Genomic DNA, 21,797 nt, shown 5'->3' on the forward strand with positions numbered 1-21,797 from the left:
CCATGATCCAGGCCATCGGACTCACCAGCGTCCCCCGCCGCAACCAGACCCCCGCCGTCGACGACCTCACCTTCGAGGCGCGCCCGGGGCGCGTCACCGCCCTGCTCGGCGCCCCCGGAGCGGGCAAGACCGCCGCCCTGCGGCTGATGCTGCGGCTCGAGCCGGGCCGCGGCGTCACGCTCTTCCGCGGCCGCGCCCTCGACCGGATCCCCCACCCCACCCGCGAGATCGGCGTCCTCCTCGGCGACGTCCCGGGCCACCCCGGCCGCACCGCTCGCGGCCACCTCCGCATGCTCAGCGCCGCCGCCGGGGTCCCCGCCGAACGCGCCGACGAGGTGCTCGACGTCGTCGGCCTCAGCGGCCTCGCCGACCAGCGCCTCGGTGACTTCTCGCTCGGCATGGACCGACGCCTCGGCGTCGCCGCCGCGCTCCTCGGTGACCCCCACACGCTCGTGCTCGACGAGCCCGCCCGCGACCTCTCGCCCCGCGAGACGGCCTGGCTGCACGGGTTGCTGCGCGGCTACGCCGCCCAGGGCGGCGCCGTCCTCGTCACCTCCGGCGACCCCATCGAAGCGGCGCGGCTGGCCGACCAGGTCGTCACCATCGACCAGGGCCGCCTGATCGCCGACCAGGAGGCCGCGGCGTTCGCCGGTTCCCGGCTGCGGCCCCGCGTCGCCGTCCAGTCGCCCCTGGCCAACCGCCTCGCCCACGTGCTCGCCGCCGAGGCCGACACGGCGCACGAGACGGCGGGCGCGCCCCCCGTGGAGGTGGTGCACGAGGGCGGCAGCCGGATCTGTGTCTACGGCAGCAGTTGTGCCGCCGTGGGGGAGGCCGCCTACCGCCACGGCATCCTGGTCCACCGCCTGGTGGAGGAGGTCGCCGACACCGGGCCCGTCACCCCGCTCCAGCGCGCCGACGGCCGGGGCGAGGCCCCCGGCTCAGAGGCCCCCGACTCGGAGGCCGTCGGCTCCGAGGCCGCCGAGGCGATCGCGGCGGGCGCCCCGCCCCGGCCGCATCCTCCCCTCCCGGCCCCCGGGCCCGTCTGGCCCCTGCGCTACGAACTGCGCCGGGCCATGGGCGTGCGCACCGGCTGGACGGTGGCCGCGGTCGCCCTCTTCGCCTCCCTGCTCGCCTCCGTGCTCCTCGCCCGCACCGGCGCCGCCGCGGACCTGCGCCTGCTCACCGGCTGGCCCTCGTGGCTGCCCCTGCCACCGGCCGCCTTCGGGGCGGGGCTGCTCGGGGCGCTGGCCTTCGGCCAGGAGTTCCGCTATCCCGCGCTCGCCCCCGACCAGGGCACCGTGCCCCGCCGGCTCGGCCTCCTCGGGGCCAAGCTCGCGGTCACGGCCGCCGCCGCCCTTCTCCTCGCCCTCACGGCCATCGCCCTCGACGGTGCCGCGCTCCGGCTGCTCTTCGGCGGATCCGTCGCCCTCCCGCCCCCGGGCTGGATCACGATGCTCGCCGGGTCGGCCGGGCTCGGCCTGGGCTGCGCCTGGGCGGGCCTGCTCGCCGCGGGCCTGTTCCGGTCCACGGCCCTGGGGCTGGTGGCGGTGCTGGCGGTGCCGACGGTGGTGGTCCCCGTCCTGGGCGGCGTGCTCTCCCAGCCGGCCGCCCGGTCGCTGATCGGGCTTCCGGAACGGCTGCGCTCGGCCGCCGTGGTGCAGTGGCCGGCCGGACTCGACCAGGGCGTCTCGGCGGCGCTGCGGCTGATGTCCCAGCCGATCGGCTGGGCGCTCGCCCTCTGTCTGACGGGACTGCTCGGGGCCTACGTCCTGACGGTCTTCCGTGGCCGCCCGAGGTGATGGCTGTGCTATTGCGCCATGCCGGACACGAGGGAACGCAGAGTGACAATCAGCCTGGAGGGGGCGCAGGAGAAATCCCATTACCGTCACGCTCCGCAGTTGCCCCGCCTCGTACGGTGCCCTTTTCTGTCCGTTTGGGCGTCAATTGTGAGGTAATGGGCGATCACCCTTTCGTGTGCTTTTCACCAAAGACCTCAAGGGGCTTCGAGGTGTCGCCGACAAAGGAAGCGTGAGTACCCTTGCGCACACCATGATGACCGCGGCTCGTCCCGCCGACTCCGGCCTCGCCGGTCCGGGCGAGCTAGACCGCTACTCCTACGCGGAGGCCTCCGGGGCCGACCGCGGCGCCGTGCCCACCTGGGACGGCGAGACGGAGCTGAGCCGGGCCGGCCGCCGCGCCGCCGGCAGCCGGGGCCGAGGGCTGCACGGCCAGCTCGTGCAGCAGCTGGGCCAGATGATCGTCTCCGGCGACCTGGGGGCCGACCGCCCGCTGGTCCCCGAGGAGATCGGACAGCGCTTCGAGGTCTCCCGCACCGTCGTCCGTGAATCCCTGCGCGTCCTCGAGGCCAAGGGCCTGGTCAGCGCCCGCCCCAACGTCGGCACCCGGGTCCGGCCGGTCAGCGACTGGAACCTCCTCGACCCGGACATCATCGAATGGCGGGCCTTCGGGCCACAGCGAGAGGACCAGCGCCGGGAGCTGTGCGAGCTGCGCTGGACCATCGAGCCGCTGGCCGCCCGGCTCGCCGCCGGTCACGGCCGCGAGGACGTCCAGCAGCGGCTCGCCGACATGGCCGAGATCATGGGCCACGCCCTGGCCCAGGGTGACTCCCTCACCTTCGCGCGCGCCGACGCCGAGTTCCACTCCCTGCTGCTGCAGGTCGCGGGCAACCGCATGCTGGAGCACCTGTCCGGCATCGTCTCCGCCGCCCTGCACGTCTCCGGGGCCTCGGCCGGCGGCTGTGACCGCCCCACCGAGGCGGGTGTCGGCCTGCACCTGCGGATCGTCGACGCCGTCGGAGCCGGTGACGGCACCGGGGCGGAGGCGGCCATGCGGCAGCTGCTCATCGCCCACCCCGAGGTCGAGCGAGTGGTGCCCGCCCCGCGCGAGCACTGAGCGCGGGCGGGATCGCAGGACTCGGGGGCGGTTCGTGCGGGACCGCTCGTCCAGCGCGCGCGTGCGGCCGTACGCGCGAGCCGGACGGGCCGTTCCGCACGGCCGTGCGCGACGGCCGCAGCGGTGATCTGTCCGCTTCATCTGTCTTCGCCCGCTATGTGGTGTGACTCGGGCCACGGGGATTGGGCGTAACGCTCCTTGAGGCAGCGCGATGACTAAAGAGGTGGTAGCCGCGGAGGGAATACAGGCCTCGCTCGAGGTGCTGTGTTGCTCTGCACTATCGCCCGCGCCGTCGGTTCATCCATTGCCGGCGGTCGTCGGAGCCGGTCGCCCGTCACAGGGGCCCGGGTCCGGAAGCCGTTTCCATCGTTCCGAGAGGTTGTTCGTGTCGGCCAGCACATCCCGTACGCTCCCGCCGGAGATCGCCGAATCCGAGTCTCTGATGGCGCTCATCGAGCAGGGAAAGGCCGAGGGGCAGATCGCCGGCGACGACGTGCGTCGGGCCTTCGAGGCTGACCAGATTCCGCCAACCCAGTGGAAGAACGTTCTGCGCAGCCTCAACCAGGTCCTCGACGAGGAGGGTGTGACGCTGATGGTCAGTGCCGCAGAGGCGCCCAAGCGCACCCGCAAGAGCGTCGCAGCGAAGAGCCCGGCGAAGCGCACCGCCACCAAGGCCGTCTCCTCCAAGACGGTCACGGCGCGGCAGTCGTCTTCCTCGGCGTCCACGACGTCCTCGGCGTCCGCCCAGGGCGCGTACGACGGCGAGGCCGACGAGGCCGTGGCGCCCGCCAAGAAGACCGCGGCCAAGAAGGCCGTGGCGAAGAAGGCGGTGGCCAAGAAGACCACCGCGAAGAAGACGGCGGCCAAGAAGACCGCCGCCAAGAAGGACTCCGACGAGCTTCTCGACGACGAGCTCCTCGACGAGACCCCCACCCCGGGCAAGGGTGACGACGAGGACGAGAGCGGCGAGACCAAGGGCTTCGTCCTGTCCGACGAGGACGAGGACGACGCTCCCGCGCAGCAGGTCGCGGTCGCCGGTGCCACTGCCGACCCGGTCAAGGACTACCTGAAGCAGATCGGCAAGGTCCCCCTGCTCAACGCCGAGCAGGAGGTCGAGCTCGCCAAGCGCATCGAGGCCGGTCTGTTCGCCGAGGACAAGCTGGCGAACTCCGACAAGCTGGCCCCGAAGCTCAAGCGCGAGCTGGAGATCATCGCCGAGGACGGCCGGCGCGCCAAGAACCACCTCCTGGAGGCCAACCTCCGTCTGGTGGTCTCCCTGGCCAAGCGCTACACCGGTCGCGGCATGCTCTTCCTGGACCTCATCCAGGAGGGCAACCTCGGTCTGATCCGCGCCGTGGAGAAGTTCGACTACACCAAGGGCTACAAGTTCTCCACGTACGCGACCTGGTGGATCCGCCAGGCGATCACGCGCGCGATGGCCGACCAGGCCCGCACCATCCGTATCCCGGTGCACATGGTCGAGGTCATCAACAAGCTCGCGCGCGTCCAGCGCCAGATGCTCCAGGACCTGGGCCGCGAGCCCACCCCGGAGGAGCTGGCCAAGGAGCTCGACATGACCCCGGAGAAGGTCATCGAGGTCCAGAAGTACGGCCGCGAGCCGATCTCCCTGCACACCCCGCTGGGCGAGGACGGCGACAGCGAGTTCGGTGACCTCATCGAGGACTCCGAGGCCGTCGTGCCGGCCGACGCGGTCAGCTTCACGCTCCTGCAGGAGCAGCTGCACTCCGTCCTGGACACGCTCAGCGAGCGCGAGGCCGGTGTGGTCTCCATGCGCTTCGGTCTCACCGACGGTCAGCCGAAGACCCTCGACGAGATCGGCAAGGTCTACGGCGTGACGCGTGAGCGCATCCGTCAGATCGAGTCCAAGACGATGTCCAAGCTGCGTCACCCGTCGCGCTCGCAGGTCCTGCGCGACTACCTGGACTAGGTCCGACCACCCGGACTGGATCCGACTACCCGGACCAGCTCCGACCGCTTCACCGCCGGGCCCGGTTCCTCCTCTCGGAGGGGCCGGGCCCGGCGGCTTTCCGGATGCGCTCCCGGACGCACGGTGTGACGCTGGGTAGGCTCAGCACTCCACTGCGTGGGGAGAATCCGTATGCGCGCCCTGAGGTACCTGCTCGTCGGAGCGGTCGTGCTGCTGCTCGCGGCGCCCGCCCCGGTGCGGGCGGGGGATCACAGGGTGGTCGGGGGCGTGGCCGTGAAGGTGTCCGACGTGCCCTGGATGGTGGCCCTGGGGAGCCGGGAGCGGTTCGGGGACGTGCGGTCCGGCCAGTTCTGCGGCGGGGTCGTGGTGGGGCCCAGGACGATCGTGACGGCCGCCCACTGCCTGAGCCGGGAGGTCCTGGGCGTGGACCCGGCCGAGGCCAAGGACCTGCGGGTGATCGCCGGGCGCGCCGACATGCGCGGCTCCGGGGGCGTGGAGGTGCCGCTGCGGTCCACGTGGGTGAATCCCGAGTTCAACATGGAGACCAACGCCGGCGACGTGGCCGTCCTCACTCTGGCGGAGCAACTGCCGGGCAGCCGTCCGCTGGGCATGGCACCGCAGGGCGACCCGGCCTACGAGCCGGGCACGGCCGCGGGGGTCTACGGCTGGGGCGACACGACAGGCCACGGCTCGTACTCGCAGACGCTGCGGGCCGCGCGCGTGCTCGTACTGGAGGACGCGCTGTGCCGCAAGGCCTATCCGGGCGGCCCGGAGGGCACGTACAGCCCGGAGACGATGCTCTGCGCGGGGCTGCGGATGGGCGGCCGTGACGGGTGCCAGGGGGACAGCGGAGGGCCTCTGGTGGCCCGGGGACGGCTGGTGGGCCTGGTGTCCTGGGGGAGCGGCTGCGCCCAGCCGGGCCATCCAGGGGTCTACACGCGCATCTCCGCGGTCGCGGCCATGGTTCGGGCCCACAGTGCCGAACCCCTGCCCGAGAACGTCCCTCCGGCGAAACTGCCGCCTCCGGCGGCCCCGCCCGCCTCACCGCCCGCGCCGCAGACCGTTCCCGCGCCGTCACCGGCGCCGCGCCCGGGCCTGGTGGCGCGGTGAGAGCGGCGACCGCCACGGCGGTACCGGCAACCGGATGCGGGTACGAGAGCGGGCGGCCTCCCCCTCGGGGGGAGCCGCCCGCGGCTGTCCCGCCCTGGGCGGCGGGACCTCGCTCGTCGTGGATGCGATGGGTCGGCGTTCGACCGGGGACTCAGCGGTCCTCGTCGGACGCGGACGCCGGGACGGCCGTGAGCCGCTCCGTCTCGTCCTGTATTTCCGCGGCGATCTTCTTGAGTTCTGGCTCGAACTTGCGACCGTGGTGGGCGCAGAAGAGCAGTTCACCGCCGCTCATGAGAACGACGCGCAGGTAAGCCTGAGCGCCGCACCGGTCGCAGCGGTCTGCGGCCGTCAGCGGGCTCGCGGGGGTCAGAACAGTAGTCACGTCGCCTCTTCTCTAGCTCGACGAGCTGTCGTACCAGGGTCAACATCCAACCAGGCCGAAAACGTTCCCGCTCGTGGCTTTTCCTCGAAAGTTCCTTCCGAGTGGGCCGGATCTTGACGTTTGGCGGCGAATGAGCCGTATTGCGTTGGCTTACGGTTTCACGTCGCTGGGGGCTGTCGTCCTCCCCGGCCGGCTTGCCGGGTTGTTCTTGAGGACGTGCCCGGAGCCTAAATGGTTCATGCCTCGAAGGGAACGTGATGTGCATGTCACTCCATCGAGGTATCGAACATCTGATCGACTCTCGATTAGCATGGTTGTTCTCAAGGGTCGCGGCACAAAGGCTCTACCAGGCCTCGGTACCCTCTGAACGGCGAACGAGCCACCCATGTGCCCGAACTCGGGCCAGACAGAAATTCAGCGAGGAGCGAACCGCGTGACCGCCGATACGTCCGTGCCGTCCACTGCGTTGCTGACCGGGGCAGACCGGGACGGATCCAACTACACCGCGCGGCACCTGCTCGTCCTCGAGGGTCTCGAAGCCGTCCGCAAACGGCCGGGCATGTACATCGGCTCGACCGACAGCCGCGGCCTGATGCACTGCCTCTGGGAGATCATCGACAACTCCGTCGACGAGGCCCTCGGCGGCTACTGCGACCGCATCGAGGTGATCCTCCACGACGACGCCTCGGTGGAGGTGCGGGACAACGGCCGGGGCATCCCCGTGGACGTGGAGCCCAAGACCGGGCTGTCGGGCGTCGAGGTCGTGATGACCAAGCTGCACGCCGGCGGCAAGTTCGGCGGCGGCTCGTACGCCGCCTCCGGCGGTCTGCACGGCGTCGGCGCCTCCGTCGTCAACGCCCTCTCCGCGCGCCTGGACGTCGAGGTCGACCGCAACAGCCGCACCCACGCGATCAGCTTCCGCCGGGGCGTCCCCGGCATCTTCACCGAGTCCGGCCCCGAGGCCCCCTTCGACCCCGCCAACGGTCTGCTCAAGGGCAAGAAGGTGCCCAAGACCCGCACCGGCACCCGGGTGCGCTACTGGGCCGACCGCCAGATCTTCCTCAAGGACGCCAAGCTCTCGCTGGAGACCCTCTACGGACGGGCCCGGCAGACCGCCTTCCTGGTGCCGGGGCTGACGATCGTCGTCCGCGACGAGCGGGGCATCGACGGCGGGGAGCCCACCGAGGAGACCTTCCACTACGACGGCGGCATCAGCGAGTTCTGCGAGTACCTCGCCCAGGACAAGGGCGTCTGCGACGTGCTGCGGCTGTCCGGGCAGGGCACCTTCAAGGAGACCGTGCCGGTCCTCGACGACCGCGGCCACATGACGCCCACCGAGGTCACGCGTGAGCTCGGCGTGGACATCGCCCTGCGCTGGGGCACCGGCTACGACTCCACGGTGAAGTCCTTCGTCAACATCATCGCCACCCCCAAGGGCGGCACGCACGTGGCCGGATTCGAGCGGTCGATCACCAAGACCGTCAACGAGGCGCTGCGCTCGGCCAAGCTGCTGCGGGTCGCCGAGGACGACGTCGTCAAGGACGACGCCATGGAGGGGCTCACCGCGGTCGTGACCGTGCGGCTGGCCGAGCCGCAGTTCGAGGGGCAGACCAAGGAGGTCCTGGGCACCTCGGCGGCCTCCCGGATCGTGGCCAATGTGGTGGCCAAGGAGCTCAAGGCGTTCCTGACCTCCACCAAGCGGGACGCGAAGCAGCAGGCCAGGGCCGTGCTGGAGAAGGTCGTCGCGGCCGCCCGGACGCGCATCGCCGCCCGGCAGCACAAGGAGGCCCAGCGCCGGAAGACCGCGCTCGAGTCCTCCTCGCTGCCCGCCAAGCTCGCCGACTGCCGCAGCGACGACGTCGAGCGCAGCGAGCTGTTCATCGTCGAGGGCGACTCGGCGCTGGGCACCGCGAAGCTGGCGCGGAACTCCGAATTCCAGGCGCTGCTGCCGATCCGCGGCAAGATCCTCAATGTCCAGAAGTCGTCGGTCTCGGACATGCTCAAGAACGCCGAGTGCGGCGCGATCATCCAGGTGATAGGAGCCGGGTCCGGCCGGACCTTCGACATCGACGCCGCGCGGTACGGCAAGGTGATCTTCCTCGCCGACGCCGACGTGGACGGCGCCCACATCCGCTGTCTGCTGCTCACGCTCTTCCAGCGCTACATGCGGCCGATGGTGGAGGAGGGCCGGGTCTTCTCGGCGGTGCCCCCGCTGCACCGGGTGGAGCTCACCCACCCGAAGAAGGGCCAGGACAAGTACATCTACACCTACTCCGACAGCGAGCTGCGCCAGACGCTGCTGGAGCTGGAGCGCAAGGGCGTCCGGTACAAGGAGGGCATCCAGCGCTACAAGGGCCTGGGCGAGATGGACGCCGACCAGCTCGCGGAGACCACGATGGACCCCCGCCACCGCACCCTGCGCCGGATCAACATCAGCGACCTGGAGGCCGCGGAGCGCGCCTTCGACCTGCTGATGGGCAACGAGGTCGCCCCGCGCAAGGAGTTCATCACCAACTCGGCCGCCACGCTGGACCGCTCCCGCATCGACGCCTGACGGCGCGCCGGGCCCGGGCACGTCCCGGGTCCGGCCCCTGCGCTGTTCACCTGATGGGGTGAACGTCCCGCTGTGAGCGGGGCCGGATCTTCTCGGTCTGTCCATTCTTGGGCACGCGGCCAACCGGGTCGGCGACCGAGGAGTGTTCTGTGGACGAGAGCGACGGCCGCGCTGCCGTAACGGTTCAGCGGAGCGGCGCGCCGACGGCGGCGGCCGGGACCGCGCCCGTACGCGACGCGGCGGGCGGCATCTACGACGAGGTCCACCGCAGCCCCGCCTTCCGGGAAGTGCGGCGCCGCTACCGCCGGTTCGTCCTCCCCGCCACCGCCGCCTTCCTCGGCTGGTACCTGGCCTACGTGCTGGCGGCGACGCTGGCGCCGGGCCTGATGGCCCGGCCCGTGGCCGGCGCGGTCAACGTGGCGATGGTGGCCGGGCTCGCCCAGTTCGCCACCACCTTCCTGCTGACCTGGGCGTACGCCCGTCACGCGCGGCTGCGCCGGGACCCGGCCGCCATGGAGCTGCGCTGGGCGGTCACGCTGGAGACGCTGCCTGCCGGCCGTCCGGAGCGGCTCGCGCTCACGGCGGGCACCCCGGAGCGGGAGAGCCTGCGGTGACGGGCCCTCACCAGACCTCGGCACTGGTGCTGTTCAGCGTCTTCGTGGTCGTCACGCTGGCCATCGCCACCTGGGCCGGACGCGAACGCCGGGGGTCGGCGGAGGAGTTCTACGCGGGCGGACGGCTGTTCTCTCCCCTGGAGAACGGTTTCGCCATCGCCGGTGACTACATGTCCGCCGCCTCCTTCCTCGGCATCTCCGGCCTCATCGCCCTCTACGGCTACGACGGCATGCTCTACTCCGTCGGCTTCCTCGTGGCCTGGCTGGTCGTGCTCTTCCTCGTCGCCGAACTCGTCCGCAACTGCGGCCGCTTCACCCTCGCCGACGTCCTCGTCGCCCGGCTGCGCGAACGCCCGGTCCGCATCGCCTCCGGCGTCTCCTCCGTCACCGTCTCCGTGCTCTACCTCGTCGCCCAGATGGTCGGCGCGGGCAGCCTGGTGGCACTCCTGCTGGGCGGCACCGGGGACCGGGCGCGCGGCTGGACCGTCGTCGGCGTCGGGGCGCTGATGGTCCTCTACGTCACGCTCGGCGGGATGCGGGCGACCACCTGGATCCAGATCGTCAAGGCCGTGCTGCTCATGGGCGGCACGATCACCCTGACCGTGCTCGTCCTGGTCCGCTTCCACGGCGACCTCTCGGCCCTGCTGACCACGGCCGCCGACCGCAGCGGTCACGGCCGCGACTTCCTGGCGCCCGGCCTGAAGTACGGCCGCGACCTCACCTCCCGGCTGGACTTCATCAGCCTCGGCCTCGCCCTCGTCCTGGGTACCGCGGGGCTGCCGCACATCCTCTCGCGCTTCTACACCGTGCCGACCGCCCGCGCCGCCCGCCGCTCGGTCGTCTGGGCCATCGGTCTCATCGGCGGCTTCTACCTGATGACCATCGTGCTCGGCTTCGGCGCGGCCGCCGTGCTGGGCGGCGACGCCGTGCGGGCCGCCGGCTCCGCCGGCAACACCGCCGTCCCCCTGCTCTCCCTCGACCTGGGCGGCGGCGCGGGGTCCACCGGAGGAACGATCCTCTTCGCCGTGGTCGCGGCCGTGGCGTTCGCCACCATCCTGGCCGTCGTCGCCGGGGTCACCCTCGCCTCCTCCGCCTCGGTGGCCCACGACCTCTACGCCTCACTGAGCCGCCGCGGAGCGCGCGGGGCGCACGGCGAGGTGGCGGTCGCCCGCGTCGCCGCGGCCGGCACCGGAGCGGTCGCCATCGGGCTCGGGCTCCTCGCACAGCACCTCAACGTCGCCTTCCTCGTGGGCCTCGCCTTCGCCGTCGCGGCCTCCGCGAACCTCCCCGTGCTGCTCTATTCGCTCTTCTGGCGGCGCTTCACCACCCGCGGCGCGGTCTGGTCGGTCTACGGCGGGCTGGTTCCGGCCGTGCTCCTCGTCGTCCTCTCGCCAGTGGTCTCCGGGGCCCCCGGCGCGATCTTCCCCGGCCTGGACTTCGCGCTCTTCCCCCTGGAGAACCCCGGCCTGGTCTCCGTCCCCGCCGGTTTCCTCGCCGGCTGGCTCGGCACACGGCTCTCGCCCGTCCCCGCCGACCCGGCGGCCCACGCGCGGACCGAGGTGCGGGCGCTGACCGGCGCGGGGGCGGCGTGAGCGCCTACGGTCCGCGGCCGGGCGGAAGTCGGCCGATTCGGTCCGGGCGGAAGAGCGCCCACCGGCTTACGGCGGGGGACGGCCGCTGATAGACGTGGGGCACACGCGAGCGAAGGAGTGTTCCCATGCGCACGTTCGTCGCACCACTCGCCTCCCTGCTGCTGGCCGGCGCGGCGGGCCTGACCTTCAGCGCGCCCGCCGCGGCCGCGCCGACGGCGCCGGCTCCGGTGGCCCAGGAGTGCCCGTCCGTCTGCACGGCCGACTACGACCCGGTCGTCTGCAGATTCTCCAACGGCTTCATCGGAAGATTCACCAACGAGTGCTTCGCCCACGTCTACGCCTGTCAGCGCAACCTGAAGATCCTCTCCTGCGCGCGGATCTGATCCTCACTGCCGGCCCGCCCAGGCGTAGCGGTGTTCGGGCCGGCCCGTCTCCCCGTAGCGCAGCGTCAGGCTGAGCCGGCCCGACTCCTCCAGCCGCTTGAGGTACCGCTGGGCGGTGGAACGGCTCAGTCCGGAGCGTTCCGCCACCTCGTGCGCCGACAGCGGCCGTGCCGCGTCCGAGAGCACCCGGCGTATCAGGTCGGCGGTCGGCGCGGAGTGGCCCTTGGGCAGGGGAGCGGTCGCCGAGGCGGTGCGCAGGGCGCCGAAGATCCGGTCGACCTGGTCCTGCCCCGCCTCGCCGGCGCCGTCGAGCGTCCGGCGCAGCCGCGCGTACGCCTCCAGCTTCACCCGCATCCCCGGGAAGGTGAACGGCTTCACCAGATACTGCAGCGCGCCGTAGCGCATCGCCGTCTGGACGGTGGCGACGTCCCGGGCCGCGGTGACCATGATCACGTCGGTGTGGTGGCCCAGCTGCCGGACGCGGCGCACCAGCGACAGGCCCGTCTCGTCCGGCAGGTAGTGGTCGAGCAGCATCAGGTCGATGCCGCCGCCCTCCAGCGCCTCGAGCGCCTGCGCGGCGTTGTGGGCCGTCGCCCGGACGCGGAAGCCCGGCACCCTGCTGACGTAGGCCGCGTTGATCTCGGCGACGCGGAAGTCGTCGTCCACGACCAGGACCTCGATCAACGGTTCACTCCTTCGGGTACGCGCGTCTCCTGCGCCGGCCGCGGCCGCAGCGCCTCCGGCAGCTCCACCGTGAACACCGCCCCGCCGCCGGGCCGTTCACCCACCCGGGCCGAGCCGCCGTACCGCTCCGCCAGCCGCCGTACGAGCGCGAGCCCGAGCCCCCGGGGGCGGTGGGGTGCCGCCTCCTTGGTGGACCAGCCGTCGGCGAACACCAGCTCCCTCGCCTCCGCCGGCACGCCCGGCCCGTTGTCCGAGACCGTGAGCACCACCGTGCCGCCCGCCGCGCGCAACTCCACCTCCACGAAACCCTCCGTACGCCGCCGCCCGGCCACCGCGTCCAGCGCGTTGTCCACGAGATTGCCCAGCACCGTGACCAGGTCCCGGGGATCCACCACACGCTCCGGCAGCCGCGTCGCCGGGCTGACGCGCAGCGCCACGCCACGCTCCGCCGCGACCGCCCCCTTGCCCACCAGCAGGGCGCTGACCAGCGGCTCGCGTACCCGCTCGGTGACCTGTTCGGCGGTGGCCCGGTGCGCCCCGGTCACCTCCGCCACGAACTCGACGGCCTCGTCGTACAGCTCCAGCTCCAGCAGCCCGAGCACGGTGTGCATGCGGTTGGCGTGCTCGTGGTCCTGGGCGCGCAGCGCCTCGGTCAGCCCCCGGGTGCCGTCGAGCTCCCGGCCGAGCTGTTCCAGCTCCGTACGGTCGCGCAGCGTCGCGACGGTGCCGCCGTCGGAGGTGTCCATCCGGTTGGCGACCAGGACGCGCCCGTCGCGGACGGTGAGCAGGTCCGTGCCGCGCACGCGCCCCGCCAGCACGTCGGCGGTCCGGCCCGGCGGCAGGACCGCGTCGAGCGGCCGGCCGATGGCGTCCGGGCCCAGCCCGAGCAGGCGCCGCGCCGCGTCGTTGACCAGGCGCACCCTGCCCCGCCGGTCGAGGGCGACCACGCCCTCGCGGATGCCGTGCAGGATCGCCTCGCGCTCCTGCAGGAGCGCGGAGATCTCGGAGAGCTCGATGCCGTGGGTGCGCTTGCGCAGCCGCCAGGAGACGGCGAACGCGGCCAGCGCGCCGACTCCGAGCGCCGCTCCCGCGTACATGAGGATGCCGGGCAGGGCGTGCAGCAGGACGTCGCGGACGTCGCCGTAGGCGATGCCGACGGAGACCGCGCCGACGATGGCGCCCTCGGTGTCGCGCAGCGGCACCTTGCCGCGGGCCGACCGGCCGAGGGTGCCGTTCTCGATGCCCGTCCACTCGCGGCCGGCCAGGGCCGGGCCCGGGTCGGTGCTGACGTGCCGGCCGATCCGGGACGGGGTGGTGTGGGAGAAGCGGATGCCCCGGGTGTCGACCACGACGACGTAACTGGCGTCCGTGGCCAGGCGGATGCGTTCCGCGGCGGCCTGGACCGGCCCCTCGGGGTCGGGCCGGCCCGCCAGCAGGGCCCGGGCGATGCCGGGCTGCGCCGCGGTCGCCTCGGCGATGGCCAGGGCCCGGCGTTCGGCCTGCTGGTCGAGCTGGGCGCCCAGCGGCGCCAGGAAGAGCCCGACGGTGAGCGCGGTGACGCCGGTGGTGATCAGGAGCTGGACCGAGAGAACCTGCGCGAAGACGCGGCGGGGCCACCGGGGGCGCATACGGGTGCCTTTCGTCTTCCGGGTGCGGGCCGTCGAGGGGTGCGGCTCGGCGGGCGCGCGAACCATCGACGCGCACTGAACGTAGCCGGGGGATGGCCGTTTGTGTCGCTCCCGTGTCACTTTTGTTGTTCTATCGCGAGCAAAACGAGCAGAACAGACTTCGTGCGCTCAAGTCGCACAGCGCTCACAAGACTGCCCTTGCCTCCCGGGCCGCTCCTAACGTCCACCACCGGTCGCCCCGCACGGCAGCGCGGCGCCGAGGACCACCGAACGACGGCCGGCAGCGGAGGCGGACGGATGAACAACGGCACGGCGAACGCCCATCCACCGGGCGGCGCCCCGGCGATCGAGCTGCGCGGCGCGACCAAGGCGTTCCGTACGCCCTCCGGTGCGCTGCACACGGCCGTACGCGATCTTGATCTCACGGTCGGGCAGGGCGAGTTCGTGGCCGTGGTCGGCCCGACCGGCTGCGGCAAGTCGACCACGCTCACGCTGGTCAGCGGCCTGGAGGAGCCCACCGAGGGCGAGGTGCTGGTCGGCGGCGAGCCGGTCTCGGGGATCAGGCCGGAGGTCGGCTTCGTCTTCCAGCAGGACGCGCTCTTCCCCTGGCGGACCGTGCTGTCCAACGTGATGGCCGGGCCGCGCTTCCGGGGCGAGCCGAAGGCGCGGGCGCGCGAGCGGGCCCGCGACTGGCTGGGCCGGGTGGGCCTCGCGGCCTTCGAGGACCGCTACCCGCACCAGCTCTCCGGCGGCCAGCGCAAGCGGGTGGCTCTCGCCCAGACCTTCGTGGGCGATCCGGCGATCCTCCTCATGGACGAGCCGTTCTCGGCGCTCGACGTGCAGACCCGGGCCCTGATGTCCGACGAGCTGCTGGAGCTGTGGGGCGGTTCGCGCTCCGACGGCAGGAAGGCCTCGGTCGTCTTCGTCACCCACGACCTGGAGGAGGCCATCGCCCTCGCCGACAAGGTCGTCGTGATGACGGCAGGCCCGGCCACCGTCAAGCAGGTCTTCCCCATCGGCCTGCCCCGGCCGCGCAAGGTCGAATCGGTCCGCCTGGAGCCGCAGTTCATCGAGCTGTACCGCGAGATCTGGTCCTGCCTGGGCGAGGAAGTCCGCATCACCCGTGAGAGGGGCGCCTCCCATGGCGCCTGAGTCCATCACCGCCACGATCATCACGGACAAGCGCGTCCGGGGGCGTACGGAGGCGCGGGCACGCGCGGCGCGCAACCGCCGGCTCCTCGTCCTCGGCGCCCGCGTGCTGCTGCTCGTCGTCCTGCTCACCGCATGGGAGGTGCTGGCCCGCACCAAGGTCATCGACCCCTTCAACTTCTCCATGCCGTCCAGGATCTGGGACCAGATCGCGCAGTGGACGCTGCACGGCACCGCCCAGGGGTCGCTCGGCGAGCAGATCTGGTACACGCTCTACGAGGCCCTGCTCGGCTGGATCACCGGAGTGGCGGGCGGCGTGGTCCTCGGCATCGCGCTCGGCCGCGTCCGCTTCCTCGCCGACGTCCTCGGCCCGTACATCAAGGTCCTCAACGCGCTGCCGCGCATCGTGCTCGCGCCGATCTTCCTCATCTGGTTCGGCCTGGGCCCCGCCTCCAAGGTCGCCTCGGCCGTGGTGCTGGTCTTCTTCCCCGTCTTCTTCAACGCCTTCCAGGGCGCTCGCGAGGTGGACCGCCACCTCGTCTCCAACGCCCGCATCCTCGGCGCGAGCAATCGTCGCGTGACCCTCCAGGTGGTCATCCCCTCCGCCACCTCGTGGATCTTCACCAGCCTCCACGTCAGCTTCGGCTTCGCGCTCATCGGCGCGATCGTCGGCGAGTACATCGGCGCGACCAAGGGCATCGGCCTGCTCGTCGCCTCCTCGCAGGGGACCTTCAACGCCGCCGGCGTGTACGCGGCGATGGTCATCCTCGCCGTCGTCGCGCTCCTCGCGGAGGGGCTGCTGACCTTCGCGGAGAAGCGGCTCTTCCGCTGGAAGCCCGGCTCGCCCGGCAGCGAGCGGTGACTCCTCCACCGACCACGTCACACCCCCCACAGCGAATCCCGCTGATGTCCCGCTCACTCACCCAAGGAATTCGATGATGCGTACGTTCGGCACCCTCGCCAAGGTCTCCGCGACGGCCCTCGCGGGCGTGATGTGCATGGCGCTCTCCGGCTGCGCCGACGAGTCCTCCACCGAGGGCAAGAGCTCCGCGGCCAACGACTCGTCCTCCGGCGAGACCGTGAGAATCATGGTCGGTGGCCTGGACAAGGTCATCTACCTCCCGGCGGTGCTCACCCAGAGACTCGGCTACTTCAAGGAGGAGGGAGTGACGGTCAAGCTGCTCTCCGAGCCCGCGGGCGTGCAGGCCACCACCTCCCTGGTCTCCGGCGACGTCCAGGGCGTCGTGGGCTTCTACGACCACACCCTCGACCTGCAGGTCAAGGGCAAGCAGGTGGAATCGGTGGTCCAGCTGGCCCAGACGCCGGGCGAGGTGGAGGTCGTCTCCAAGGAGGCCGCCGCCGGCATCGCCTCGCCCAAGGACTTCAAGGGCAAGAAGCTCGGGGTGACCGGCCTCGGCTCCTCCACCGACTTCCTCACGAAGTACCTGGCGGTGAAGAACGGGGTGAAGGTCAGCGACTTCACTCCCGTGGCCGTCGGCGCGGGCCAGACCTTCATCTCCGCGCTCGAGAAGGGCTCCATCGACGGCGGCATGACCACCGACCCGACCGTCGCCCAGATCCTCGCCAAGAACTCGGGCAAGGTGCTCGTCGACATGCGCACCCCCGAGGGCGCCAGGGCCGCGCTCGGCGGCCTCTACCCCGCCTCGAGCCTCTACATGAACACCGACTGGGTCAACAGCCACAAGGAAACCGTCCAGAAGCTGGCCAACGCCATGGTCAAGACCCTCAAGTGGATGTCCGAGCACTCGGCGGAGGAGATCGCGGCCGAGATGCCCGCCGACTACGCCCAGGGCGGCAGGGACCTCTACGTCAAGGCGATCCAGAACACCCTGCCGATGTTCACCAAGGACGGCGTGATGCCCGCCGACGGGCCGAAGACCGTCCACGAGGTCCTCAAGTCCTTCAACCCCAGCCTCAAGGACGCCTCGGTGGACCTGAAGAAGACCTACACCACCGAGTTCGTGGAGAAGGCCGCCGGCTGAGAGCGGCCCCGGCGGCCGTCAGGCCCGGACCACCGGGACGACGGCGACGACGTCCATCCGGGCCGGGGTGCCGAGCGCCCTGCCGCACGACTCCGGGCGCGGCGGCTCGGCCGCGCCCTGCTCCACCTCCACCCGCCAGGCGCGTCCGTCGCGGTGGGCGACGGTCACGGTCCAGCGCGGCGCCGCGCCGTCGGTGGCGGTGACGTCGAGCGCGTCCGCGCCCTCCTCGCCGGTCAGCGCGCGCACCGCGAGCTCGGCGGCCTGGCCGGGGCGGTCCCAGGCCGAGCGGCCCCGGCAGTTGTGGGTGACGATCCGGCCGTCGCGTGCCGCCTCGAGCGCGTCCTTGACGTCGTGCGCGGTGGCACGTCCGTAGGCGTAGCCGTACGGCAGGACGAGCAGCGTCGGCGCGAAGCGGTGACCGCCTATGTGGGTGACCTCCCAGGCCTCGGTGCCGCCCGAGGCGGCCAGCTCGGCGGCCAGCGGCCGGCCGAGCAGGGCGCAGCAGCGGTCCCGCTTGCCGTTGGTGCAGACGAAGGCCAGGGGGGCGCCCTCGTAGGCGTCCCACAGGCCGCCGTGCTCGCCCGCCCCGAGCGCCGCGAGGTCCAGCCCGAGCAGCTCGGCGGGGTCGGCGATGCGGGTCGTACGGATCCAGGAGCGGCCGGGGGCCGTGTGGGCGACGAAGACCCGCTGGCGGGCCGGCTCGTGGCAGTCGGCGTGCCGGCCGGGGCGGCGGATGAGCTGGACGCGCACGCCGGTGTCCTTCGCGGCCCGGTCCAGGGCGCTGCCGACGGCGGGGTCGAGGTGGCTGGAGGCGAGCGCGTCCGAGCCCCAGGGGCCGGGCTGCTCGATCAGTAGCCACGTCCGCGCGGGCGCGGCGGTACCGGCCAGGGGCTCGGTCAGCAGTCGGGAGGCGGTCGCGCACGTGCTCACATAGGTGAGCCTAACCTGACCTCGGGCCGATGCGACACTTGAGCCGGTCGATTCGTATGAGGAGTCGCCCCGGACGGACCACGGCGAGGGCCGGACGGGCGAGCGGACCGGCCACCGCACGGATGCGACGACGGAGGGCGTTCCCTTGGCCAAGCGACAGATCCCGGTCATCGTGCTCGCGGGGTTTCTCGGGTCCGGTAAGACCACCCTGCTCAACCACCTGCTGAGCAGGAGCGGCGGCAGCAGGATCGGCGCGATCGTCAACGACTTCGGCAGCATCGAGATCGACGCGATGAGCGTCGCCGGACAGGTCGACTCCATGGTGTCGCTGGGCAACGGCTGCCTGTGCTGCGCCGTGGACACCAGCGAGCTGGACGTCTTCCTGGACCGGCTGGCCCGCCCGGCGGCCCGCATCGACGTCATCGTCATCGAGGCCAGCGGCCTGGCCGAGCCGCAGGAACTCATCCGCATGATCCTGGCCAGCGACAACAAGAGCATCGTCTACGGCGGCCTGGTCGAGGTGGTCGACGCGGCCGAGTTCACCGCCACGCGCGAGCGGCACCCCGAGCTCGACCGCCACGTGGGCATCGCCGACCTCGTGGTGCTCAACAAGGCCGACCGGATCGGGGACGAGGCGCGGGAGGAGCTGCTGACCACGCTCGCCGGGCTCGCGCCCGGCACGCCCGTCGTCCCCGCCGCGTACGGCCGCGTCGACCCGGAGTTCCTCTTCGACCGCAAGCCGCGCGAGGAGCGGAACGAAGCGATCCGGCAGCTGTCGTTCGAGGACCTGTGCACCGGGGACGACGACCACGATCAGGACCACCACGGCCACGGCCACCTGCACGCCGGCTACGAGAGCGTGGAGTTCGCCTCCGACGAGCCCATGCACCCGCGCCGGCTGATGGAGTTCCTCGACAGCAGGCCCGAGGGCCTCTACCGCGTCAAGGGCTTCGTCCACTTCGGGGTGGCCGGCCACCGGCAGAAGTTCACCCTGCACGCGGTCGGCGACTTCCTGCGCTTCTACCCCTCGCCATGGGCGCGCTCCGAGAAGCGCGCCACCCGGCTCGTCATGATCGGCAGCGGCATCGACGCCCCGGCCCTGCGGGACGGCATCGAGGCCTGCCGGGACACCGCACCGCAGGAGACCGACGACCACAGCATGTGGGGCGTCCTGCGGTACGCGCAGTCCTGAGCCCGTACGGGCGTTCCAAGCCTGTACTCGCGCTCCTGAGCCCGTACGGGCGGTCCTGGGCCCGTACGGGCGGTCCTGGCCGGCCCCCACCGGGGGCGGGCCAGGAGCCCTGCGACCGGGGCCTAGACCGGGCCCGCGACCGCGGCCACCGGAACGACCAGGGGCGTCCCCGAGCCGTCGCGGCGCGGGTCGGGCTCCGGCAGGGCGGCCGGCGTGCCGTTGGCGGTCGCGGCACGGGCCGGGCCGGCCCCGGCCCAGGCCAGCACCAGGCAGTCCTCGCCCTTGAGGAAGCGCTGGCAGCGCACGCCGCCCGTGGCCCGCCCCTTGCGGGGGTACTGGTCGAACGGCGTGAGCTTCGCCGTCGCCTCCCAGGTCGCACCGGGCAGCCCGCCCCGGGCGCCGGCGACCGTGAAGACGGCCGCGTCCTCGGCGGGGTCGACGGCCGTGAACGAGATCACCTTCGCGCCGGACGACAGCTTGATGCCCGCCATGCCGCCCGCGGGACGGCCCTGCGGGCGCACCTGCGCGGCCTGGTAGCGCAGCAGCTGGGCGTCGTCCGTGATGAAGACCAGGTCCTCCTCACCCGTGCGCAGCTCCACCGCGCCGACGATGCGGTCGCCGTCCTTGAGGGAGATGACCTCCAGCTCGTCCTTGTTGGCGGGGTAGTCGGGGACCACGCGCTTGACGACGCCCTGCTCCGTGCCGATGGCGAGTCCCGGCGAGGACTCGTCGAGCGTGGTCAGGCACACCACCCGCTCGCCGTCCTCCAGGGACAGGAACTCCGAAACCGGCGCGCCGCCCGACAGGTTCGGCGGGGCCGCCGTCTCCGGCAGCTGGGGCAGGTCGATCACCCGCAGCCGCAGCAGCCGGCCCGTCGACGTCACCGCGCCCACCTCGCCCAGGGCGGTCGCCGGGACCGCCGAGGCGATCACGTCGTGCTTGACCCGCTTGGTGTCGGCCGCCCCGTCGAACGGCTCGCCCGTGGCCGTACGGGCCAGCAGGCCGGTGGAGGACAGCATCACCCGGCACGGGTCGTCCGCGACCTGCAGCGGCATCGCCGCCGCCGGGACGCCCGCCGACTCCAGCAGCACCGTGCGCCGGTCGGTGCCGAACTTCTTCGCCACGTCCGCCAGTTCCGAGGAGACGAGCTTGCGGAGCTCGGTGTCGGACTCCAGGATCCGGGTCAGGTCCGCGATCTCGGAGTTCAGCCGGTCCCGCTCGGACTCCAGCTCGATCCGGTCGAACTTCGTCAGGCGGCGCAGCGGGGTGTCGAGGATGTACTGCGTCTGCGTCTCGGAGAGCGAGAAGCGCTCCACGAGTGACGCCTTGGCCTCCGCGGCGTTCTCACTCGATCGAATGATTCGGATGACCTCGTCGATGTCGATGAGCGCCACCAGCAGGCCCTCGACCAGGTGCAGCCGGTCCCGCCGCTTGCCGCGCCGGAACTCGCTGCGCCGTCTGACCACCTCGAAGCGGTGGTCGACGTAGACCTCCAGCAGCTCCTTGAGGCCCAGCGTCAGCGGCTGGCCGTCGACCAGCGCGACGTTGTTGATGCCGAAGGACTCCTCCATCGGCGTGAGCTTGTAGAGCTGCTCCAGGACGGCCTCGGGGTTGAAGCCGTTCTTGATCTCGATGACCAGGCGCAGGCCGTGGGCGCGGTCGGTGAGGTCCTTGACGTCGGCGATGCCCTGCAGCTTCTTGGAGCCGACCAGGTCCTTGATCTTGGAGATCACCTTCTCCGGACCCACCGCGAAGGGCAGTTCGGTGACGATGAGGCCCTTGCGGCGGGGGGAGACGTTCTCCACGGAGACGGTGGCGCGGATCTTGAACGTGCCGCGGCCGGTCTCGTACGCGTCCCGGATCCCGCTCAGGCCCACGATCCGGCCACCCGTGGGCAGGTCGGGGCCGGGGACGTACTTCATGAGCGTGTCGAGATCGGCGCCCGGGTGCCGGATCAGGTGCCGGGCGGCGGCGATGACCTCGCCCAGATTGTGCGGCGGCATGTTCGTCGCCATGCCGACCGCGATGCCGGACGTGCCGTTGACCAGCAGGTTCGGGTAGGCGGCGGGGAGGGCGACGGGCTCCTGCTCGCTGCCGTCGTAATTCGGCGAGAAATCGACGGTGTCCTCGTCGATCGACTCGGTCATCAGCGACGTCGCCGCCGCCATCCGGGCCTCGGTGTAACGCATCGCCGCGGGCGGGTCGTCGTTGCCGAGCGAGCCGAAGTTGCCGTGGCCGTCGACCAGCGGCACCCGCATCGAGAAGGGCTGGGCCATGCGCACCAGGGCGTCGTAGATCGACGCGTCGCCGTGCGGGTGGAGCTTGCCCATCACCTCGCCGACGACCCGGGCGCACTTGACGTACGCCCGCTCCGGGCGCAGCCCCATCTCGTTCATCTGGAAGAGGATGCGGCGGTGGACGGGCTTGAGGCCGTCCCTGGCGTCCGGCAGGGCGCGGGAGTAGATGACCGAGTAGGCGTACTCGAGGAAGGAGCCCTGCATCTCGTCGACGACGTCGATGTCGAGGATGCGCTCCTCGAAGTCTTCCGGCGGCGGGGTCTTCGTGCTGCGGCGGGCCATCGCGGCTGCTGCTCCTTCGATCGATTGCCGAGGCGGGTCTGACGCCGACCATTGTGGACCGCGCCACTGACAACCCCGACCGCGACCCGTCCGGGAAGGGTGGCGGGGGCCGGGAACTTCTCCGGATGTCAGCGCG

General features: G+C 72.0%; 17 protein-coding genes. 12 read left to right on the forward strand and 5 right to left on the reverse strand.

The features are described 5' to 3' along the window. Positions 1-2: 2 nt before the first annotated feature. The 4 genes from IE295_RS00320 (at position 3) to IE295_RS00335 (ending at position 5,971) form a co-directional block, all read left to right on the forward strand. Positions 3-1,799 carry an ABC transporter ATP-binding protein gene (locus IE295_RS00320; RefSeq protein WP_190061351.1) on the forward strand — a complete coding sequence of 599 codons (1,797 nt, stop codon included), beginning with the start codon at positions 3-5 and terminating at the stop codon, positions 1,797-1,799. A gap of 175 nt (positions 1,800-1,974) precedes the next feature. After that, positions 1,975-2,913: a FadR/GntR family transcriptional regulator gene (locus IE295_RS00325; protein WP_308013096.1), complete on the forward strand. Its 939-nt coding sequence runs from the start codon at positions 1,975-1,977 to the stop codon at positions 2,911-2,913. A gap of 385 nt (positions 2,914-3,298) precedes the next feature. Beyond that, a complete protein-coding gene (locus IE295_RS00330; protein ID WP_268255676.1) occupies positions 3,299-4,861 on the forward strand; it encodes an RNA polymerase sigma factor in 1,563 nt (520 codons plus the stop codon). A gap of 171 nt (positions 4,862-5,032) precedes the next feature. Next, a complete protein-coding gene (locus tag IE295_RS00335) occupies positions 5,033-5,971 on the forward strand; it encodes a S1 family peptidase (protein ID WP_190061354.1) in 939 nt (312 codons plus the stop codon). A gap of 151 nt (positions 5,972-6,122) precedes the next feature. On the opposite strand, the gene IE295_RS00340 is transcribed toward IE295_RS00335, so the two are convergent. Then, entirely contained in the window at positions 6,123-6,353 is a 231-nt protein-coding gene (locus tag IE295_RS00340; protein ID WP_071961820.1) for a DUF7455 domain-containing protein, read from the reverse strand. A gap of 433 nt (positions 6,354-6,786) precedes the next feature. On the opposite strand from IE295_RS00340, the gene IE295_RS00345 reads away from it, so the two are divergent. The 4 genes from IE295_RS00345 (at position 6,787) to IE295_RS00360 (ending at position 11,496) form a co-directional block, all read left to right on the forward strand. Continuing rightward, positions 6,787-8,907, forward strand: a complete 2,121-nt coding sequence (locus tag IE295_RS00345) for a DNA gyrase/topoisomerase IV subunit B (RefSeq protein WP_190061355.1) — start codon at positions 6,787-6,789, stop codon at positions 8,905-8,907. Between the two features lie 149 nt (positions 8,908-9,056). Continuing rightward, positions 9,057-9,521, forward strand: coding sequence for a DUF485 domain-containing protein (locus tag IE295_RS00350; protein WP_224322926.1), 465 nt, complete (start codon positions 9,057-9,059; stop codon positions 9,519-9,521). Continuing rightward, positions 9,518-11,113, forward strand: coding sequence for a monocarboxylic acid transporter (locus tag IE295_RS00355; RefSeq protein WP_190061357.1), 1,596 nt, complete (start codon positions 9,518-9,520; stop codon positions 11,111-11,113). The genes IE295_RS00350 and IE295_RS00355 overlap by 4 nt, the downstream gene beginning before the upstream one ends. A 125-nt stretch (positions 11,114-11,238) precedes the next feature. After that, a complete protein-coding gene (locus IE295_RS00360) occupies positions 11,239-11,496 on the forward strand; it encodes a hypothetical protein (protein WP_190061358.1) in 258 nt (85 codons plus the stop codon). Positions 11,497-11,499: 3 nt separating this feature from the next. On the opposite strand, the gene IE295_RS00365 is transcribed toward IE295_RS00360, so the two are convergent. Together IE295_RS00365 and IE295_RS00370 are read right to left on the reverse strand one after the other, a co-directional pair. Next, a complete protein-coding gene (locus IE295_RS00365; RefSeq protein WP_190061359.1) occupies positions 11,500-12,180 on the reverse strand; it encodes a response regulator in 681 nt (226 codons plus the stop codon). Continuing rightward, positions 12,177-13,808: a sensor histidine kinase gene (locus IE295_RS00370; RefSeq protein ID WP_190061360.1), complete on the reverse strand. Its 1,632-nt coding sequence runs from the start codon at positions 13,806-13,808 to the stop codon at positions 12,177-12,179. The genes IE295_RS00365 and IE295_RS00370 overlap by 4 nt, the downstream gene beginning before the upstream one ends. A gap of 297 nt (positions 13,809-14,105) precedes the next feature. On the opposite strand from IE295_RS00370, the gene IE295_RS00375 reads away from it, so the two are divergent. From IE295_RS00375 to IE295_RS00385, 3 genes are all read left to right on the forward strand, one after another. Continuing rightward, positions 14,106-14,960 (forward strand): ABC transporter ATP-binding protein, encoded by an 855-nt coding sequence (locus IE295_RS00375; protein ID WP_190061361.1) that lies wholly within the window; start codon positions 14,106-14,108, stop codon positions 14,958-14,960. Then, positions 14,950-15,819 carry an ABC transporter permease gene (locus IE295_RS00380; RefSeq protein ID WP_190061362.1) on the forward strand — a complete coding sequence of 290 codons (870 nt, stop codon included), beginning with the start codon at positions 14,950-14,952 and terminating at the stop codon, positions 15,817-15,819. Before IE295_RS00375 ends, IE295_RS00380 begins: the two co-directional genes overlap by 11 nt. A gap of 76 nt (positions 15,820-15,895) precedes the next feature. Then, on the forward strand, positions 15,896-16,960 hold the full coding sequence (locus IE295_RS00385) for an ABC transporter substrate-binding protein (RefSeq protein ID WP_372478788.1): 1,065 nt from the start codon (positions 15,896-15,898) through the stop codon (positions 16,958-16,960). Positions 16,961-16,978: 18 nt separating this feature from the next. Here IE295_RS00385 and IE295_RS00390 read toward each other — a convergent pair whose 3' ends face one another. Continuing rightward, positions 16,979-17,890: a ferredoxin family protein gene (locus IE295_RS00390; protein WP_190061364.1), complete on the reverse strand. Its 912-nt coding sequence runs from the start codon at positions 17,888-17,890 to the stop codon at positions 16,979-16,981. Between the two features lie 145 nt (positions 17,891-18,035). Between IE295_RS00390 and IE295_RS00395 the strand changes: the two genes are divergently transcribed. Next, complete coding sequence (locus IE295_RS00395; RefSeq protein ID WP_190061365.1) at positions 18,036-19,082, forward strand: CobW family GTP-binding protein; 1,047 nt, start codon at positions 18,036-18,038, stop codon at positions 19,080-19,082. 122 nt (positions 19,083-19,204) lie between these two features. Here IE295_RS00395 and IE295_RS00400 read toward each other — a convergent pair whose 3' ends face one another. Then, positions 19,205-21,661, reverse strand: coding sequence for a DNA gyrase/topoisomerase IV subunit A (locus IE295_RS00400; RefSeq protein WP_190061366.1), 2,457 nt, complete (start codon positions 21,659-21,661; stop codon positions 19,205-19,207). Positions 21,662-21,797: the final 136 nt, after the last annotated feature.

It is taken from the genome of Streptomyces griseocarneus, assembly GCF_014655595.1.
Classification (GTDB): Bacteria; Actinomycetota; Actinomycetes; order Streptomycetales; family Streptomycetaceae; genus Streptomyces; species Streptomyces griseocarneus.

Coding starts and splice junctions, on each gene's coding strand:
- IE295_RS00335 (WP_190061354.1), top strand. CDS start 5,033: ATGCGCGCCCTGAGGTACCTGCTCGTCGGAGCGGTCGTGCTGCTGCTC.
- IE295_RS00370 (WP_190061360.1), bottom strand. CDS start 13,808: ATGCGCCCCCGGTGGCCCCGCCGCGTCTTCGCGCAGGTTCTCTCGGTC.
- IE295_RS00320 (WP_190061351.1), top strand. CDS start 3: ATGATCCAGGCCATCGGACTCACCAGCGTCCCCCGCCGCAACCAGACC.
- IE295_RS00380 (WP_190061362.1), top strand. CDS start 14,950: ATGGCGCCTGAGTCCATCACCGCCACGATCATCACGGACAAGCGCGTC.
- IE295_RS00375 (WP_190061361.1), top strand. CDS start 14,106: ATGAACAACGGCACGGCGAACGCCCATCCACCGGGCGGCGCCCCGGCG.
- IE295_RS00360 (WP_190061358.1), top strand. CDS start 11,239: ATGCGCACGTTCGTCGCACCACTCGCCTCCCTGCTGCTGGCCGGCGCG.
- IE295_RS00400 (WP_190061366.1), bottom strand. CDS start 21,661: ATGGCCCGCCGCAGCACGAAGACCCCGCCGCCGGAAGACTTCGAGGAG.
- IE295_RS00385 (WP_372478788.1), top strand. CDS start 15,896: ATGCGTACGTTCGGCACCCTCGCCAAGGTCTCCGCGACGGCCCTCGCG.